Source organism: Bradyrhizobium sp. SBR1B (genome assembly GCF_014198205.1).
Lineage (GTDB): Bacteria > Pseudomonadota > Alphaproteobacteria > Rhizobiales > Xanthobacteraceae > Bradyrhizobium.
In genome coordinates this window covers 1-17,978 of record NZ_JACIHC010000010.1, presented here as the reverse complement: position 1 = coordinate 17,978, position 17,978 = coordinate 1, and the positions used below count along the sequence as shown (strand labels likewise).

14 protein-coding genes are annotated in these 17,978 nt (G+C 57.1%); 9 read left to right on the top strand and 5 right to left on the bottom strand.

The genetic code is table 11. The annotated features are described in order from the left end of the window. Positions 1-671 precede the first annotated feature (671 nt). A complete protein-coding gene (locus GGD61_RS23880; protein ID WP_183231231.1) occupies positions 672-2,510 on the top strand; it encodes a trehalose-6-phosphate synthase in 1,839 nt (612 codons plus the stop codon). Between the two features lie 433 nt (positions 2,511-2,943). Here the strand turns inward: GGD61_RS23880 and GGD61_RS23875 are convergent, their stop codons facing one another. Then, a complete protein-coding gene (locus tag GGD61_RS23875; protein WP_183231230.1) occupies positions 2,944-3,084 on the bottom strand; it encodes a hypothetical protein in 141 nt (46 codons plus the stop codon). 671 nt (positions 3,085-3,755) lie between these two features. Next, entirely contained in the window at positions 3,756-4,622 is an 867-nt protein-coding gene (locus GGD61_RS23870) for a LysR family transcriptional regulator (protein ID WP_183231229.1), read from the bottom strand. A 1,153-nt stretch (positions 4,623-5,775) separates the two neighbouring features. Here GGD61_RS23870 and GGD61_RS23865 point away from each other — a divergent pair. The 8 genes from GGD61_RS23865 to GGD61_RS23830 all read left to right on the top strand — a co-directional run bounded on the left by GGD61_RS23865 (position 5,776) and on the right by GGD61_RS23830 (position 13,936). Beyond that, positions 5,776-6,948, top strand: a complete 1,173-nt coding sequence (locus tag GGD61_RS23865) for a cobalamin-independent methionine synthase II family protein (RefSeq protein ID WP_183231228.1) — start codon at positions 5,776-5,778, stop codon at positions 6,946-6,948. Positions 6,949-6,977: 29 nt separating this feature from the next. Then, positions 6,978-7,814 carry a phosphodiesterase gene (locus tag GGD61_RS23860; RefSeq protein ID WP_183231227.1) on the top strand — a complete coding sequence of 279 codons (837 nt, stop codon included), beginning with the start codon at positions 6,978-6,980 and terminating at the stop codon, positions 7,812-7,814. Between the two features lie 128 nt (positions 7,815-7,942). Next, entirely contained in the window at positions 7,943-9,172 is a 1,230-nt protein-coding gene (locus GGD61_RS23855; RefSeq protein ID WP_183231226.1) for an ABC transporter substrate-binding protein, read from the top strand. 149 nt (positions 9,173-9,321) lie between these two features. Next, entirely contained in the window at positions 9,322-10,557 is a 1,236-nt protein-coding gene (locus GGD61_RS23850) for an ABC transporter substrate-binding protein (protein ID WP_183231225.1), read from the top strand. Positions 10,558-10,635: 78 nt separating this feature from the next. Further along, positions 10,636-11,499: a branched-chain amino acid ABC transporter permease gene (locus GGD61_RS23845; RefSeq protein ID WP_183231224.1), complete on the top strand. Its 864-nt coding sequence runs from the start codon at positions 10,636-10,638 to the stop codon at positions 11,497-11,499. Between the two features lie 4 nt (positions 11,500-11,503). Beyond that, a complete protein-coding gene (locus GGD61_RS23840) occupies positions 11,504-12,520 on the top strand; it encodes a branched-chain amino acid ABC transporter permease (protein ID WP_183231223.1) in 1,017 nt (338 codons plus the stop codon). Continuing rightward, positions 12,517-13,263: an ATP-binding cassette domain-containing protein gene (locus GGD61_RS23835; RefSeq protein ID WP_183231222.1), complete on the top strand. Its 747-nt coding sequence runs from the start codon at positions 12,517-12,519 to the stop codon at positions 13,261-13,263. Before GGD61_RS23840 ends, GGD61_RS23835 begins: the two co-directional genes overlap by 4 nt. Further along, the gene (locus GGD61_RS23830; RefSeq protein ID WP_183231221.1) at positions 13,250-13,936 is read left to right on the top strand and encodes an ABC transporter ATP-binding protein; all 687 of its coding nucleotides are present in this window, start codon (positions 13,250-13,252) and stop codon (positions 13,934-13,936) included. The genes GGD61_RS23835 and GGD61_RS23830 overlap by 14 nt, the downstream gene beginning before the upstream one ends. 399 nt (positions 13,937-14,335) lie before the next feature. On the opposite strand, the gene GGD61_RS23825 is transcribed toward GGD61_RS23830, so the two are convergent. The 3 genes from GGD61_RS23825 to GGD61_RS23815 form a co-directional block, all read right to left on the bottom strand. Next, on the bottom strand, positions 14,336-15,607 hold the full coding sequence (locus GGD61_RS23825) for an MFS transporter (protein WP_183231220.1): 1,272 nt from the start codon (positions 15,605-15,607) through the stop codon (positions 14,336-14,338). Positions 15,608-15,725: 118 nt separating this feature from the next. Beyond that, positions 15,726-16,679: a 3-keto-5-aminohexanoate cleavage protein gene (locus GGD61_RS23820; protein ID WP_183231219.1), complete on the bottom strand. Its 954-nt coding sequence runs from the start codon at positions 16,677-16,679 to the stop codon at positions 15,726-15,728. A 250-nt stretch (positions 16,680-16,929) separates the two neighbouring features. After that, complete coding sequence (locus tag GGD61_RS23815; RefSeq protein ID WP_183231218.1) at positions 16,930-17,850, bottom strand: 3-hydroxyacyl-CoA dehydrogenase; 921 nt, start codon at positions 17,848-17,850, stop codon at positions 16,930-16,932. Positions 17,851-17,978 lie beyond the last annotated feature (128 nt).

The following is a 17,978-nucleotide window of genomic DNA, read 5'->3' as shown; positions in this document are numbered from 1 at the left end:
CGCAAAGTTTCGCCGGCATTCATCGATCGACGATCAGACGGCTCGACTCTCAAGCCTTCGCTCCAGATCCTCCAATCCTGTCATACATTCGGCGACAACTGATTTGGCGCGAAGCAGCTTTGACCTTGAGCGCGCCCGGTTGGCTGAGAATTTTCTCAAATTCCGATCGCATTCACGCAGCTTAGGAACAGGGCGCGCCAAGGTGGGACCACACGATTTGTCGCAATCATTCTGGGGGTGGAGCGTATTGTGCTTAGGCTCGGCTACAGCGCACACATGGGGTCGCCGGCTTAACAATCTCTGTGATGAGCATCTTACAGGCGCTCTCGCCTGCTAGGCGGATGAACGGATGCTCGATTCCTGGCGTGTCATCATTATGGAGGAACACGAAAAAACCCCGCTGCGATGGTCGTGATGATCAAAGGCCGACCGTTTCGCTTCCAGCCAATCCAGTTTGACGTCAAGCTCACCAAACCGTGCATCACCTCATCAGCAAGTTTTCCTGGGCCAATTGTTGCCCTTGTTTCGCCTAGGAGCGGCGTCTGCGCGCCTATCTAACCTCGCGATTGGTCAGCTTGCAGAAAGCTGGACCTGCTAGCCTCGCACCGTGGAGTTCTCTCGGTCGACCCGCGAATGCATCAAGCGGAAACATCGTCAAACGGAGTTACGAGATGGTTCGGATCAATGACACTCTCGACACCACGACTTCAGGCCCTTTGGACCAAGACAGAAGTGCATCCCAAGCCGGTTTCGACATGCACTTGGATGACATGCCGTTGGAGCGGAGGCAACACGAAGCAGGAGGACCTTCCGCTGCTGTGGTCTCAAGCGACGAGGAGGACCGCCTCGAGACGGTAAAGCGGACGCCCGATATGAAGCTGGTCGTCATCTCCAACCGAGTTGCCCCCTTCGACCCAAATAAGCCCCAGACCGGAGGGCTTGCGGCGGCGCTTGAGCCGGTCGTGGAACGTTCCGGTGGACTCTGGATAGGTTCCTCGGATAACCGCGGCGATGGGACTGATCGGCCCTTGCCGCTGGTGAAGGCCGGTGCAGGTGACGTGGCGAGGCTAGACCTGCCGGAAGCTGACCATCCCGGCTATTATCGAGGTTTTTCGAATTCGACACTGTGGCCAGCACTGCACTCCCTGGTCCAGCGGATGTCAGGCTCCGAAGGCGATTATGAAAGCTATCGCAACGTGAGCGCGTTTATCGCGCGAGCGGTCTTCGATGTCCGCGATCGGGACGCGTTCTGGGTGCATGACTATCATTTACTTCCCCTCGCAGCCGACCTGCATCGGCTCGGCATTGACCGACCAATCGGCTTTTTCCTGCATACGCCATGGCCGGCGCCCGACGTGATCGAGCGCGTACCCCACTCCCGTGAACTTATGAAGATGATGCTGGAGTACGATCTGCTCGGCTTTCAGACAGACCGGGATCTGAACAATTTCCGCGACTGCCAGCGCGTATGTTTCGGTCTGGAGAGCAAGGATGGCATCGTGACAACAGAGCGCGGCCAGACGCGCCTTCAAAAATTCCCGATCGGAATTGATCCAAAACAGTTCGCAGAGTATCTTTCAGCAGACCTTTCGACCGCAGAGGAAGAAAAACTCTCATCATTATTGCAGAAATTTGAGGGCAAAAAATTTGCCATCGGCGTGGACCGGCTCGACTACACGAAGGGTATCGACAAGCGGGTCGAAGCGTTCAACCACCTTTTAGCCGCAAATCCTGGCAGCATCTCCTTGCTGCAGATCGCGCCATCCTCCCGCGCGGACGTTGAAGAATATCAAAAGTACAAGGAGGACGTGGAGGATGCGATCAGCCGCGTCAATGCTGAGCACGGCACGAACGGGCGGACGCCGATCCACTACACAAATGACTCGTTCAGCCAGGCCGCACTCGCCCGTCTTTACCGCGCCGCACATGTAGGTCTGGTTACGCCATTGCGAGATGGCATGAATCTCGTGGCGAAAGAATATGTCGCGGCGCAAGACCCAAATGATCCCGGTGTTCTCATTTTATCGAAGTTTGCGGGAGCGGCTGAGGATTTCAGCGAAGATGAGGCGCTGCTGATTGACCCAAACAACCCCGAACAGATTGCAGACGCCATTTCGAAAGCGACTGACATGCCTCTAGAGGATCGCGTCAAGCGCTGGCGGTCGATGATGGATAAGATTGAATCCTATACCATCCACGACTGGTCGGCGGACTACCTCCGGGAGCTCGATAGAAGCCGCATCACCGTCCCGGCTGATCAGTTCCACCATCTCGGTCTCGGCTGGATCAACGAGGCCCAAATGCCGCTCTATCAAGATTATGCAGCGGCGCTGACCGCACATGACGAGATCGAGCCTGAGGATGTCGCCTTGAAGGAGGCAGCGTACGCAAACGTGAAGTCGGCTTTTGAGGCTTTAGCGGTCCCGCTGACGCATATACAGGATAGACTCTGGGTTCTGCCGACAGCTTCAGGCGATGGTGCTCGCGAGCAAGGGCGCCCACGAGACTAACCGCGCAAACCGCGTGTGAGGGCGACGGCGCGCTTGTTTGGGAAGGAGAAGAGCAATCCGCAGACGTTGCCGTTGAGGCTGTTCATGCGGGCCGACCACGCCCGCATGATGAACTGCAACGCATCCTCTCTGTGTATACGTCCGTTACGGATTCTCAATGAGGGATGGTAGGTGAAGCCATATATGATTTGGTGCACCGGCGGAGCCAATATCCGGGCGCCGAGCCAGCACTATTGATCGCTTCAGCGCAGCCTCGGTGCGCAGGCGGTCGCGAGCACGGTGGTGACCGAAGGGCACAACGCGTCCCATCCTCTTCGTTAAGGAGGACAGCGCAGCTTGACGGGCGCTCCTCACCGCACACCAAGCGCAATTTTACAATCCGGCAATCGTATCCGCCTCGACCTCAAGGCCGACCTTGCAGAGTTCGAAATGTCTACCAAGGAAGGTACAGCGCGACGAACAGCAGCAAGGCTAAAAGCCCTACCGTCCAGACAACGTGCCCAATCGACGTCGACGCTTTTAAGGCCCTTTCGATCTCCTCGGCCGCTCGTCGGCAGTCTTCTGCAATGTTCATCGGCCCACTCCGCTCGATATCCAAGTGGGCACCTCCGCTTCAGACCGGCAAATCTGCTCGGCCGGCAGCAACTCTCTAAGTCTTCGCTTTCTTCGTTTTTGCACGCCCATCCGAGCAGCCCAGTCTCAGGGCGATACGGCAAGATTTTGGCGTAGCCAGCTCAAACGTGACTGCTGCCAGATCCGACAGTTGCGGCGTTACGTCAGGCTTTTCGTCCGAAGTGCGGCAGGTTTGTCCCACAAGGCCGATCGTATCGCCTCACACACCGGTTGTGGTGAAGACTTCAAGCTCCTGCACCGGCTCCTTCTTGGGCCGACGGCTTCGTACTTCCAGGATCGAAAAGAAGGGCCGGGCGACTGAACGAATTCAGCGTAGAGATCAAGATTGCCAGGAATGGTTGCACAAACGTGACCGCCGGCACACCTAGCAAACGCCTCACCTGCGATACCCACGCTCAGCTAAATGGCCTACACATCAAGCCAGCCTGCCATGTATCGTCGCGTCTTAAAAGCGCGCCAGATCTTTTGCATGCTGCTGTGGTGGCAGGGTGTTCACAGACTTTCATCGTGCTTGGTCCTAGCGCTCAACCTAAACTAGCTAGGTTGCGTCAGGCCGCAACGTGAGCGACGCAGCCCTGGACCCCTGCTTTTGACGACGGCTAGATGGCGTCGTTAAAGAATTTGGACGGTATCAAAGAAGGATTTGACGGATCGCAGTCGTTGTTTATCGGGCGTCGTTACTATGTACGTTTTGAAATGGATGCTGAGCTCGTCGACCGATTTATAAACGAGTTCTTCTGTTAGAAACACACTGTCTTCGAGAAGGATTCCTATCCCAATTCCGTGCAGAACAGCTTCCTTTAGAACCGGGTAGGTGGTCATTTTGATTATGTTCGGCATGCTTATGCCGTTCTCTCGGCATGCTTTCTGGATTTCGCGCAACGTGAGTGAACCGTCCTCGGTTAAAATGACTCTTTCCCGAGCAAGTTCAGCCAGACCGAGTGTCTCTCTCTTCGCAAGCGGATGCTCCCGGTGGATAAGCGCCATAAGCCGCGTCTTGCTCAGCTCCACGTGAAATAGACTGGCGATGTCATCAGGCTCAGTGATGATGGCAATATCCACGTCATGTTGCTCAAGCCGTTGCTTCGCAAGCTCCCAAGTCACTAGCGAGAAGGATATTCTCACCGCTGGAAACCGTCTGTTGAACTCCGAGATGATGGGCATCGCTGGACGAGGCGCATTTGCGATCACCGTGAGATGCCCAGCTGAAAGGTCGCTGTAGGCACCAATCGTCTCCGCAACGAGTTGCTCTAGAACCCGCACGCGATCAGTCAGCGCAAATAGCTCTTGAGCCGGCTTCGTCGGCTCAAGCCCATTGCGATGGCGGATGAAGAGTGTCGTCCCCATACGTTGCTCAAGCTTTGCAAGATGCTGGGTAACGGCCGACTGGGTAACGCCGAGTACAGCCGCGGCGTCCGAAACGCTTCTTCGCCGGAACACTTCTGTGAACGCTGCTATCTGGTGAGAACTGATCTTCATGGCCCCCATAGCCCTCTCGCGCGAGCATTCTTCGCCTCAGCAAGCCTAACCTCTAGACTCGCCTGACCGCATGGCGCCCGCCGATTCCAAAGTCGGACTCTTTTGAATTGGCTATGATCGCATCTCGCGGCGCTAATGCCATCCGCTCACCTGGATCTCCAAAACTCTGGGTCCACATCGGCACCAGGTTCTCAGGCACGACAGCCTTCTGCTTATCGAATTGTCGCCAATACGTAGGTGCTCCTCGATCATCCGAGTCGTAAGAGATGAGCGGCGCTCTCTTGAAGTACCTACACCTTGCAGCGCTATTGACCTTACATGCCGCTTAAAAAATCGACGTCTCTCAAACCACTTTCGCTTAGCACGACCAAGCGCTTGCCGACTGGCTCACAGATCGCCATACAATGGCTGTCGCTGTGATGAAGATCACACGGCATCTGAATTGTCAAACATCTGCCGTCTCCGAGAAGGGTTGACGCTGCCCCTGGCGGTCCGCGCCAGGCCCATTAAACCAATGTTCGTTGCGCACACCTTAAACCGGGCTCAACCTTGGGTTTGTCAGCCAGGCGTCACCTTTGTACAAAGTGGACGACCAGCTCGACCACTGAGCGCGACGAAGGTACCGCGCGTCCGGCGGCAGTTTCGCGCGAGGCTTAGGGCATCACATCTGAGAAGGCCCAACAGATTGGTACGTTGAGGCGGTCCACGCAACGCTGGTCATCGCTTGCGGGCCCGGGTTTCGATGGGTGTGATGGCGCCATCTCGGCAGTTTGTACAAGGCCACAAGCGAGATGATCAGCTTCACACTACACCTCTATTTGCTAAAGAGCATTGTTTTGCGCGATTTCGTCAGCGATGCTGCAACCAAACTCCTGAGCTCGCCTTCAACGGGCCAGAGCAGCGGCAGCAAAATCGTTGAACGTGAGATTTATCATCTCCTGTAGAACCAGTGACGCTGCTATTAGCTGCGCTAATATCAAGACATTTCCGCGTCAACAGCACTTGCTATGCCCCGCTCAATGAAAGCGGGCGGGCACTCCTCGCGCCAGGCCAACAGCGCAACGCTCACCCGCACGGCATCCATACAGGAGCCCTCCCCTTCTACCAAAGGGGCCCGGGACGACGTTTTTCACTGCAAGCAATAGGATACACGATGAAAATAAGCATTGACCGGATCCTCTCGACGCATGTCGGTAGTCTGCCGCGGCCGCCCGCGTTGGAGGAGAAGCTGCTGGCGAAAGAGAAGGGCAACTTGGACCCCGCCGCCCGGTTGTCGTTAGCTGGCGATGTCAGTGCGGCGGTGACCGACGTCGTCCAGAAGCAGGCCAGCATCGGCTTGACCATTGTCGATGATGGCGAGATGAGCAAATACGCCTATGCGACCTACGCGCGCGAGCGCATGACGGGCCTGACCGGAGTTGATCAGCCACTTGTGCTCTCTGAATTGGCAGAGTTTTCCAATTTCGCGAAGAGGGTCAATCTAGACATCAAGACGCCAGCCTGCATTGGGCCGATTGAGTATCAGGGAAAAGCGGCTGTTGCGACTGACATCGCCAACCTCAAGAAGGCGCTCGATATGGTTTCTGTCGAAGAGGCGTTCATGAACGCATCTTCTCCCGGAATCATGGCGCATTACATGCCGAACAGTTTCTATCCGTCTCAGGAAGCCTACCTCTATGCGCTGGCCGATGCGATGAAGCAGGAGTACGATGCCATCGGCGACTCAGGGCTTCTTCTGCAGATCGATTGTCCGGATCTCGCGCTCGGCCGCCATTTTCGAGCCAATCCGATGGATGTTGCGGAATTCCGCAAGGAAATCGCGCTGCACGTCGAAGTGCTCAATCATGCTCTGCGCGACATCCCCGCTGATCGCATGCGCATGCATTTGTGTTGGGGAAATTACGAGTCGCCCCATCATCATGACATCGATCTTCACGAAATCTTCGACATCGTCATCAAGGCGCGACCAATGGCGCTGCTGCTTGAGGCGGCAAATCCACGTCATTCGCATGAATGGAGCCTGTTCAAGGAAACCCGATTGCCCGAAGACAAGGTCATCGTGCCCGGCGTCATCGATACCTGCACGAACTATATCGAGCACCCCGAAGTCGTGGCGCAGCGCATCGAACAATATGCCAATCTGGTCGGGCGCGAGCGCGTGATCGCCGGCACGGATTGCGGCTTCGCCAGCTTCGCAACATTCCACACTGTCGATCCGGACATTTCCTGGCGCAAGCTTGAATCGCTAACACAAGGTGCCGAGATTGCGTCCCGCCGGCTCTGGAACACGAGCTCCGTACGATCTGCTCAAGCCATCGCATCCTAAAAAGCGTGACACGCTCGCAGATATCACAGATGAAAATCATCCAAATCACCGACCTCCACCTCGTTCCGACAGGTGAGCGTCTCTTCGAGAATGATCCAGGTCAACGCCTAGATGCCTGCCTTGCCGACATCGCAAAGCACCATTCGGACGCTGAGCTTTGTGTCATTACAGGTGACCTTGCCCATCACGGCGAGAGGAGCGCCTATCTTTGCCTGCGCAAAGCACTCGAGGTCTTGCCGATGCCGGTTCGGCTTCTGATGGGCAATCACGACGACCGCGACAACTTTCGCAGTGTATTTTCTGATACTTTGCTGGACGATGGCGGCTTCGTCCAGTCGGTACTGGATACAGCCGTCGGGCGCTTTCTTTTTCTCGATACCAAGCGCTCCGACAGCCATACCGGTCTTTATTGTGCGAGGCGCCAGGCCTGGCTTCGAGCGCGCCTGGAAGAAGCGAAGGGCACACCGATCTATCTGTTCATGCATCACCCGCCGCTCTCGGTTCATTTTCGACCTGCGGATGAACTGATGCTCGGCGATGGCGAGGCCTTCGGAAACATTCTTCTGGGGCATTCTATCCGCCACCTGTTCTTTGGACATGTGCATCGGCCGATCGCCGGAAGTTGGCGGCGGATTCCCTTCTCGACCCTGCGCGGGCTCAATCATCAAGTCTGGCTCGATTTTGGGCGTAGGCGAGGAATTCCCTGCAGCATGGAACCGCCGGCCTATGCAATCGCATTCTTGAATGCGGATGCTGTGGTGATCCATACCCACGACTTTCTCGATAAAAGCGCAAAGTATCTGTACGATCCTGATCTTCCCGTCGAGCGTCAAGTCGTTCCCATGGCACGAGCGAGCGAGCTCTAATTCCTCAAGGCAGCGAGGTCGCGTTCCTCGCCGATACGCTTCAAGCCCGCCCCTCCGTCGTCCGGTCCCGGCGGCGGTCCTCGTTGCGCCGTTGAATTCCTATATTCGAATCTCGAAGGAGCTTTCTCGTGAATCTATCCCGCCGTACGTTTCTCCGCTCTACAGCAGTCATTTCTGCAGCATCCCTCGCCGGCTCATTTGCCAGTCGCGCCTTTGCCGCCTCTGACACAGTCGCTATCGCCTCGCTGCATGATTTGTCCGGCCCATTCGACATCTATGGCGCGCCATCGAACTTGTGCATGAAGGTCGCTGTGGATCAGATCAATGCTGCCGGTGGTCTTCTTGGAAAAAAGATCGACCTCAAGATCTACGACGCCCAGTCCGATATCAACAAATACCCGCAATACGTGCAAAAGGCTCTACTGAACGACAGGTGTGTGATGCTTCAGGGTGCCATGACCGGCGCCGCCCGAGAAGCAACGCGGCCAATTATGCGCCGTTACAAGGTGCCGTTCTTTTACGGCTCACTTTACGAAGGTGGCCTCTGCGAGAAAAATTCGTTCTGCGTCAACACGGGTGGTAACCAGCAGGTCGTCCCACTGCTGGAATGGTCGTTCCAGAACCTCGGCAAGAAGCTCTATTACATCGCCTCGGACTACAATGCGCCCCGCAATTTCGGCATCTGGAACCATGTGGTGGCGAAGCGCGAAGGCGGCAAGGTATTGGCCGACGACTACTATCCGTTAGACGTCACCGACTTCACGGCGGCCATCGCAAAGATCCAGGCGGCGAAGCCTGATATGGTCCATTCCTGCCTGGTCGGCGGCCCCGCCATGGCCTTTTATCGGCAGTGGGCGGCAGCTGGAATGCTCAAGAAGATTCCGATCATCTCGATCGTCTTCGGCGCAGGCAATGAGCACGAAGTTCTTGCACCAGAAGAAAGCGATGGTGTGATCGTCGCTTACAATTACTTCCAGGGACTCGACACGCCAAAGAACAAGGAGTTCCTGGCTAGCCTCGACAGCTCGGTTGGCAAGTCTCGCCCCTACATCAATGGCGATGCTTTCGGCGGCTATAGTGGTGTGATGCTTTGGGCAGAAGCGGTCAAGCGCGCTGGCAGTTTTGAGCGCGACGCTGTGACCTCAGCATTTGAAAGCGGCATTCGGTGGGAGGGACCGGCGGGCATCATGACCACCGACGGGCCCACCCACAACACCACGCAGGACGTTCACATCATCACCGTTAAGAACCGCGCCTGGAGCCTGATACAGAAGAAGGAGCAGATTCACCCCGATACTTACGGCGGAAAATGCAATGTCTTCACTAACCCGAACCAGACGGATTTTCTGATGCCTTGATTGAGGCCGGCGGCGCTTACGGCGACCGTCCCCCCAAAAGGGATGGTCCAACTTCCCGGCCGGACGGCTGCACCGCGCCAAATGAAACACGCGCTTGCCTAGGCGGCAACTCGTCTCCTCCTCTCTCCAAAACTCTAGGGAGCATTTACATGAAGCTATCTCGTCGTACGTTTCTCGGCGCTTCTGCGGCAATCTCGGGGGCATCCATCGCTGGCGCACTTTCTGGCCGTGCTTGGGCTGCATCTGACATCGTTGCGATCGCATCGCTACACGACTTGTCGGGCCCTCTCGATATCTATGGTCTGCCGTCGAATTTGTGCATGAAAGTCGCTGTCGAGGAGATCAATGCCGCCGGGGGCCTGCTCGGCAAAAAGGTCGAGCTCAAGGTTTATGACGGCCAGTCCGACATCAACAAATACCCGCAATACGCTCAGAAGGCGGTGCTGAACGATCGGGTTGTCATGGTGCAAGGTGCGCTCAGCGGCGCTGCCCGGGAGGCCACACGCCCCGTTCTGCGCAAGCACAAGGTTCCGTTCATCTATGGTTCCTTTTACGAAGGCGGGCTCTGTGAGAAGAATACTTTTTGCGTCAATACCGGCGGCAACCAGCAGGTCGTTCCGCTGCTCGAGTGGTCTTTCAAGAATCTCGGCAAGAAGCTCTATTATATCGCGTCAGACTACAACGCCCCCCGCAATTTCGGCATTTGGAATCACGTGATGGCCAAGCGTGAAGGCGGCCAGGTCTTGGCCGACGATTACTACCCGTTGGATGTCACTGATTTCACCGCGGCCATCGCAAAAATCCAGGCGGCCAAACCTGACATCCTGCATTCCTGCCTCGTTGGCGGTCCGGCCATGTCATTCTATCGGCAATGGGCCGCGGCCGGCATGCTGAACAAGATTCCGATTGTCTCGATCGTATTCGCCGCTGGCAACGAGCATGAGGTACTTGCTCCGGAGGAAGCTGATGGGGTGATCGTCGCCTACAACTATTTCCAGGAACTCGACACCCCCAAGAACAAGGAGTTTCTGGCCAAGGTCGAAGCCGTGGCCGGCAAGAAGCATCCCTACATCAACGGTGAAGTGTTCGGCGGCTACAGCGGGGTCATGCTTTGGGCCGAAGCCGTCAAACGTGCCGGCAGCTTCGAACGGGAGGCGGTTCTGGCGGCCCTCGAAAGCGGCATCCGCTGGGAAGGTCCGGCCGGGGTCATGACCACCGATGGTCCCACTCACAATACGACGCAGGACGTTCACATCATCAAGGTCAAGAACCGCGTCTGGAGCCTGGTCGAGAAGAAGGAGCAGATCGCGCCGGATACCTATGGCGGCAAATGCAACGTCTTCACCAATCCTGGTCAGACCGAGTTCCTGATGCCCCAGATCTAGTGGACCAGAGCTGCGGCGCATTCTGCGTCGCCGCAGCTCCATTTGCTCGTCTCTTGTTTTCGCAAGCCGAGATAGATCATGGACCAGTTCATCATATTGTGTTTTGCGGTGGTCAATTCGATTGCGCTTCTTGCCCTGATCAGCCTGGGGCTTGCCGTCATCTTCGGCATGATGCGCGTCATCAACTTCGCCCATGGCGAATTCATCATGCTTGGCGGTTACGCCACCGTGATTGCCAACCATGCTGGGGTCAATCTTTGGCTTTCGATGTTGGTTGTCTCGCCCATTGTCGTCGGCCTGATCGGCGCTGTGGTCGAGCGTCTCATCATCCGGCGGCTCTACGGTCATTTGGTGACGACCATGCTGGCAACTTGGGGACTTAGCCTGTTCCTGATTGGCGCGGTGACAGCCATCTTCGGCAACACGACGCTGGGCGTGAGCGCACCGCTTGGCAATATCCCAGTGGGGGCCTATTCCATCGCCGCTTACCAGCTCTATCTCATCGCGATCACAGCTGTGCTCGTCGTGGGCTCCCTGTTGGCGCTGCACTGGACGAAATATGGGCTGATCGCGCGGGCCGCGATGCAGAACCATGAGATGGCCGCGACCCTCGGGGTTGATTGCGATCGCGTTTATGCGGCTACCTTCGTCATTGGCGCGGCAACCAGTGGTCTCGCCGGCGCGCTGCTTGCGCCGCTATCGGGCGTGCTTCCGCATATGGGGGCCGCCTATGTCGCCCGCGCCTTCGTGACCGTGATCAGCGGTGGCGGCGCTCTCATCACGGGCTTCCTGTCAGCTGCAGCGATCCTTGGGCCAGTGGAATCGCTGCTATCCTATTTCGCAACGCCTGTGGTGGGCCAAGCCTCACTGTTACTTTTGGCCGTGATCATCCTGCGCCTGTTTCCAACGGGCGTCTCCAGCTTGTGGACCGGGGGGCGATAACATCATGCTGCGCCACATCAAACAGGCCGTGTTTCCGCTCGCGCTCGTGCTCGTTGCTGTGACCGGGCCGTTCGTTCTGGAGCCGTTCGACCTCGTCAATTTGTCCGCCTTGTCCGCCATGGCGATTGCAGCGCTGGGACTGGCCTTTATTTGGGGGACGCTCGGAATCCTCAACCTCGGGCATTCGGTGTTCTTTGGTATCGGTGCGTATGCCTATGCCATCGCAGTCCTCAATTTCGGCGATAGCACGCTTGCCGTGTTGATCGGGACCATACTGCCGGTCGTATTCTCGCTGGTCCTTGGCTTCTGCCTGTTTTTCAGCCGGCTGGGTGATGTCTATCTTGCCGTCATAACGCTCTGCGTGAGCTTGATCTTCTATTCTTTCATGACGTCGACGGCCGATCCCTGGTTTCACATCGGGCCGGTGCCATTAGGGGGCTTTAACGGCATTACCGCAATCCCATCGCTCAATATGCCCGGCGATCCGCAGGCCTCCTTATCTCCGGAGGCGACCTTTTCGATCTGCCTTCTGGCGCTGGCGGGGGCCTATGTTCTGCTCTGGCTTGTGCGTTCGAGCGATGCTGGCCGGATCATGACGGCGGTCCGCGAAAGCGAGTTGCGGAGCGAACTTCTGGGCTACGACATCCGCTTCTACAAGCTCCTCGGTTTTGCCTTAAGTGCTGCCATTGCCGGGTTCGGCGGGACGCTTTACACAGCGGTGATGGGGTTCGTCAGCCCAAACGTGTTTGATCTTCCGCAAGCCTCGCAATTCGTTCTGTGGGTTATTGCGGGCGGGCTTGGCACCTTTGTCGGGCCGGTGGTCGCAAGCTTTGCCTTTCAGCTTCTAAGTAGCCAGTTGGGCGCCAATCAGGTCTTCAACACGGAGCTGATTTTCGGGGCGACGATCGTCTTCTTCGTCCTGCTGGCGCCGCAAGGCCTTCAGCCGACGATTGTCCATATAGCAAATTTAAAGCTCATATACCGATTTGGCATCCTATGGCGGAAGGAGAAACCGGCATGAGCGGCTTTCCCATTCTCGCAACCCGCGGGCTCATCAAACGGTTCGGCGGCGTTGCCGCAGTCGACGGCGTAGACCTCATCGTCGATGTGGGCGAAATCCGCTGCCTGATCGGCCCGAATGGCGCCGGCAAGAGTACATTGTTCAAATGCCTCACGCACCAACACCAGCCCACCAGCGGGCATGTTCTGTTTGAGGGCCGGGATCTTCAGGGCCTACCTACACACCGCATTGCCCGCCGGGGGATTGCCATCAAAAACCAGATTCCCAGCATCTACGCCAATCTTGACGTCCGCGAGAATATACGGCTCGCTGCGCTGCGAAGAAAACTAACCAAACGCGAGTTGGATAGCGCGGTTGACTTGGTCCTAGCCGAAATAGGCTTTGACGACCTCCTCGCCAGGCGACCGGCAGCAACCCTTTCCCACGCGCATCGCCAATGGTGCGAGCTCGGCATGCTGCTCGCCAGCGATCCGCGTCTTGCTCTCCTGGATGAGCCAACTGCGGGCATGACCCGCGAGGAGATGCTAAAGACGGTCGACATCATCAAGCGGCTCAACGCTCGTGCCACAGTGATCGTGGTCGAGCACGATCTTGAGTTCATTGCCCGTCTTGCCCAGAAGGTCACCGTCCTGCACAGGGGAAAGGTGCTGGTGGAAGACAGCATGGAAAGGATTGAGGCCAACGCAACCGTTCGGGACATCTATCTCGGTCGCAAGAAGGACGCAGCCCATGCTGAAAATTGAGCGGCTCTGCGCCGGCTACGACAAGACGCGGGTGTTGCGCCGTCTAAGTTTCGATCTCGCGGCTCAGGAAATCTTGGGTCTCGTCGGCCTGAACGGGATGGGTAAAACGACCTTGCTCAAGACGATCATGGGCCTCCTTCCAGCTGAGGACGGGAAAATCCAACTGAACGGTGTCGCGATCGAAGGCCTGCCCCCCTACCAGCGCAGCCGGATGGGATTCGGCTACACCCCACAGGGAGGAGCGGGATTCCCCGGCCTGACGGTGAAGGAAAATCTCTTGCTCGCAGGCATGATGCCAGGTGCAGGCCATGCCAAGTCGCTCAGCGAAATCATGTCGCTTTTTCCGCGACTTGAGCGACTTCTTAACCGTCCCAGTGCTGCCTTGAGCGGCGGGGAACGACAGCTGCTTGCGCTCGCGCGCACCATGGTCAGGTCGCCGCGCCTTCTTCTCCTTGATGAATTAACTGAAGGCGTCCAGCCGTCGGTGACCGACGAGATCGCAGAATGCCTCTTGCAGATCCACCGACTTGAAAGGACGGCCATGATCATCGCCGACCAGGACCTCAGTTTCCTCGCATCTCTGGTCGGCCGAGCGCTCCTGGTTCAGAAAGGAGAGGTCGTCGCGCAACGGACCCCTGCTGAACTTCTGACCGACACCGTATTTGACGCGTAAGCCGCGATATAGGCTTCGCAGCCGCAAGGCAGGGGGGGCGGGCCGGTGCGGGGCATCGCGGCGATAGAGTGGCAAGGCCAAAAGAAGGATCGTGGCGACGCCGCATGCTCCGGGCGAGCTCGTCTCCCACCCGGCATGGCGGCATGGGACCGCTGCCCACAGCGCCTACTCGTGTCGAGCGAGGGCGGCATGTAAGCCGTATGCTCAGAGGTCCCGGAGGAGCGGAGCGATGGAACTGCGTCGCGCATGGATACAAAGTATTGACGGCGCTCGATAGCGACCAGGATCGAGATTGGCACAGCGGTGCTTCGCGCAGCCCGCCCATTACGAGTGCCCACCGCTCTCCGGGCCGGGTAGGCAGCCACATCAACGCGGTTTCCGCGCGCGTCAAGCTCATAGTCAGGACACCCTTCTCATCTTGCCGGCAATGGCCGTCGCAACAATGAGGATCAAGGCCATGCCAATCATGCCAGCGTTAAAGGATCCCGTCGCATCCTTAAGCGAGCCGACCATGTAAGGCCCAACGAAAGCACCAAAAGCACCAACGGAGTTGATGAAAGCGATACCCCCGGCAGCAGCCGCGCCAGTCAGAAACGTCTGCGGCATCGTGTACAGGATTGTTCGCGCAGAGATCGTGCCTACAAGAGCAAGCGTTAAGCATATGAGTGTCATGAAGAGAGACGAGAGCACCGCCGAAAAGACGAGACCAATCGCGCCCAGCAACAACGCTGCCATCAGATTGTAGATCTTGTATCCTTTGCGATCGACAAGCCCTGCCCAGAACAACATGCCTACGCTGACAAAGAGATATGGCACGGCCGAGAGCCACCCCACCTGCATGTCGCTCAAATTGTGAGTCTTTAGAATCAAAGGAAGCCAGATTCCAATTCCGAATGTGCCAATCGTGAAAGCGAACACGATGGCCGTCAACATCAAGACACGGACATCTTTTATTGCGGACCAAACGTCCTTTCTGACGTTCGTGTGCTCTTCCGTGGCGATTTCTTTGAGCAGCGCTTCCCGTTCTCCAGGTGTCAGCCACGACGCATCAGCTGGCTTGTCGGCAAGCAGAACGAAGCAGAGGAGCCCGAGCAGGCAGGCCGGGAGGCCCTCAAGCAAGAACATCCATTGCCAGCCTGCCAATCCCCCTACTCCATCCAGCTCGAGCAAGCAGGCAGAGAGAGGGTTGCCGATCAGGGAGGATAATGGTGTTGCAGCCATGAACCAAGCGATTGCCCGCGTTCGTGATCGCACCGGAAACCAGATCGAAAGGTACCAAATCACGCCGGGGAAGAAGCCTGATTCAAAAGCTCCCAGAAGCAAACGGACCAGGTAGAAACTGTACGGCCCGACCACAAACGCCGTCAAGGCGGCCGCAAGTCCCCAGGTGATCATGATGCGGGCGAACCAGCGGCGCGCTCCAAAGCGATACATGATCGTGTTGCTGGGCACTTCCAGCACGCAATAACTGACAAAAAGAATTCCTGCGCCCCAGCCGAATTGGCTGGCACTCAAGCCGATGGCTTTGTTCATTTGCAGCGCAGCGATGCCGACGCTGCTGCGATCAATGTTATTGAAAAGATAGCCGAGTATTAAAAGGGGCAAAAGTCGCCGCGTGTTTTTGGCAACAGCGCTGGCGACCAAGGCGGACCTCGCCTCGGCGTCCGCCATTTCGTTTTCCTTCCGCAACTGACGGCCTCGATCCACCCCAAGCGGCATGGCTGATCAAACCGAGGGTGGAAAATATGTGAACCACGAGTTTCGCTGGTCCACGGCGCGATAGGCCGCGTCATCCAAGGCCAACGCCATCGTGCCGGTCTCCTGCGGCAGAACCGGAGGGCTGGTCAGAATGTTTGCGTTTCGCAAGTCCAAGAGCGGCGCGAGCCTCGGTTGTTTTCGCCGGCTCGTAACCAAGCTCTCGGATGAGGCGCACTGTTTTCTCAACGAGCCCTACATTGGTGGCAAGTACGCCATGTTCGAGGTACAAATTGTCTTCTAGGCCAACTCGAACGTGTCCGCCGGCGAGTACTGCGTGGGTCGTTGCGGGTAACTGGGCGCGACCAACCCCACTGACGCAAAACATTGCCTTCTTCGGCAGACTGCTGATGAGCATATCGAGGATCTGAGGCGTATAGGGCAATCCACCCTGGATTGCGCGATCGGCACCAAGGACGAAGTTGATCCAATACGGGGGCTTATCGATCCCTTCATTGATCAAACGCATGGGATCTTGCAGAAGGTGAGCGAGGGAAAAGCACTCCCATTCCGGCTTGATGCCCGCCTCCTGAAAGCATTTTGCCATGATGTCGCACCGGGCCGGCGAGGTGCTCATCAAAATCTCACGACCGTTGAAACTGGCGAGAACCGTGTGAGCGTCAAATGTCGCCATTTCAGCGCCAGCTTTAAAACCTTTAAGACGCTCTGCGAATATGACCTCGTCGAAACCAGGCTCGATCGCACGTACCATGTCTCCATCAACACCCCCACCCGTGCTATTGTTGATGATGATGTCGCACTTTGCCGATATTCGCGAGTTGATGTCTTGGTAGATCTCTGGATTGCAGGTCGCACCCTCGTCGGGTCTGCGCGCATGCAGCGCCACGATTGACGCCCCTGCGCCGTGGCACCGGTACACGTCCTCAGCGATCTCGGCGGGCTGCGTCGGCAGGTGCGGGTTTTGCGACTTTTTTACCACTCCTCCTGTTGGAGCGATCGTGACAATGACCTTTTTCGCGGATGTCATCCTGTGTATCCTCTTGTCGTCCGCCGAATAACCATGGCTAGCTGTCCGATTTGACGTCCGCCACTCCGGCCCGGCGTCAATCCGCCCACAGCACGACTTGCGTCAGCGCGCCTGCTGCCTTCCCTATTAGTTCACTAGCCGCGATCTGCCTCTCTGGTGAGACTGCGCGTCCCGGGGCGCGCCACAACGTACGTGTGGGCTCGATGTGACGGCCAAGCTGGATTACCCGTGGCATTCGTCTAAGAGAGCGTTAGATTTCGGCATATGCGATCCCCGTGAAATTGCCTTGGGACCAGAGCAAGTTGCGCTTATTCTTTCCATCGAGATCAGCAGAATAGATTGATCCGGCGAGATCAGTGACGAACATCTGATTGCCTGGAACATTGATGGCGATGCCGATCCCCTCCATGAGGTGCGTGATCAGAATCTCTGGATTAGCGTCTCTATCTGGTCTTGCCCGATTGACCGTGTTGCCGCGGGGAGGGTCGCCGCGGTCGGTCCAATAAAGGGCTCGGTTCGACATATCGAACTCCAAGTGAATCGGTTCGGGCAAACCGCCGTAGAGCAACTCGACATCCGAGCGGTTCGCCGGGTCTTCGCCGTCAGGAATCACGGTATTGGCCCGAAAGATGCGCCCTACCCCGGCATTTTCAGGACCTTTCTGCGTCCAATAGATCTGCCGACGCTCGTTATCGATCGCGATGCCAATGCACCACCTGGTAGCGTCCCATCGATCGACGTCGCCCCGACCGGCTTCGATGAGCGTCTCGATCTCTGACCCATCGAGATTGCAGCGCATCACGCGCATTCCTTCGCGGTCGCACCAATAGAGCTTGTCGTTCTTTTGATCGAGTTGAACCTGCTTTGGCGTGAAGGTCGCACCGCGCGGCACGATCAATTTCCGAGCTCGTCCATCAACGTCGACCCGTTCAATCGACCCATCGTTGACATCGATAGCGGACCCCATATTGGTCCAATAGATATGTCCGGCTTGGACATCGATAGCGAGACCGTCCGGAAGTTGACAATCAGTGACGACAACCTTTCGGTTGGAGCCGTCCGGATTCATGGCCTGAATGCGGTTGGTGCTGACCTCGAGAAAAAACAGTCGGCCGGTTGCCGGCTTCGTGGCAATCGAGGGTTTCGAATGGGCGGTTTTGGCACCCAGCATGCTTTTCGCCTTGTGAGGGGATGTGTAACGTAGACTAGGGTCTGTTTGGATTCATCTTGAGTTTATCACGGCGGCGGTCAGGTTGATCATTGCTTCGAAGCTCAGATCGGTTTTGTCGGCGCGCATTG

What these genes read in the sequence shown, in the direction of transcription:
- GGD61_RS23860 (WP_183231227.1), top strand. Translation starts at nt 6,978, where the DNA reads ATGAAAATCATCCAAATCACCGACCTCCACCTCGTTCCGACAGGTGAG.
- GGD61_RS23880 (WP_183231231.1), top strand. Translation starts at nt 672, where the DNA reads ATGGTTCGGATCAATGACACTCTCGACACCACGACTTCAGGCCCTTTG.
- GGD61_RS23865 (WP_183231228.1), top strand. Translation starts at nt 5,776, where the DNA reads ATGAAAATAAGCATTGACCGGATCCTCTCGACGCATGTCGGTAGTCTG.
- GGD61_RS23820 (WP_183231219.1), bottom strand. Translation starts at nt 16,679, where the DNA reads ATGACATCCGCGAAAAAGGTCATTGTCACGATCGCTCCAACAGGAGGA.
- GGD61_RS23815 (WP_183231218.1), bottom strand. Translation starts at nt 17,850, where the DNA reads ATGCTGGGTGCCAAAACCGCCCATTCGAAACCCTCGATTGCCACGAAG.
- GGD61_RS23845 (WP_183231224.1), top strand. Translation starts at nt 10,636, where the DNA reads ATGGACCAGTTCATCATATTGTGTTTTGCGGTGGTCAATTCGATTGCG.
- GGD61_RS23875 (WP_183231230.1), bottom strand. Translation starts at nt 3,084, where the DNA reads ATGAACATTGCAGAAGACTGCCGACGAGCGGCCGAGGAGATCGAAAGG.
- GGD61_RS23830 (WP_183231221.1), top strand. Translation starts at nt 13,250, where the DNA reads ATGCTGAAAATTGAGCGGCTCTGCGCCGGCTACGACAAGACGCGGGTG.
- GGD61_RS23850 (WP_183231225.1), top strand. Translation starts at nt 9,322, where the DNA reads ATGAAGCTATCTCGTCGTACGTTTCTCGGCGCTTCTGCGGCAATCTCG.
- GGD61_RS23840 (WP_183231223.1), top strand. Translation starts at nt 11,504, where the DNA reads ATGCTGCGCCACATCAAACAGGCCGTGTTTCCGCTCGCGCTCGTGCTC.
- GGD61_RS23870 (WP_183231229.1), bottom strand. Translation starts at nt 4,622, where the DNA reads ATGAAGATCAGTTCTCACCAGATAGCAGCGTTCACAGAAGTGTTCCGG.
- GGD61_RS23835 (WP_183231222.1), top strand. Translation starts at nt 12,517, where the DNA reads ATGAGCGGCTTTCCCATTCTCGCAACCCGCGGGCTCATCAAACGGTTC.
- GGD61_RS23825 (WP_183231220.1), bottom strand. Translation starts at nt 15,607, where the DNA reads ATGGCGGACGCCGAGGCGAGGTCCGCCTTGGTCGCCAGCGCTGTTGCC.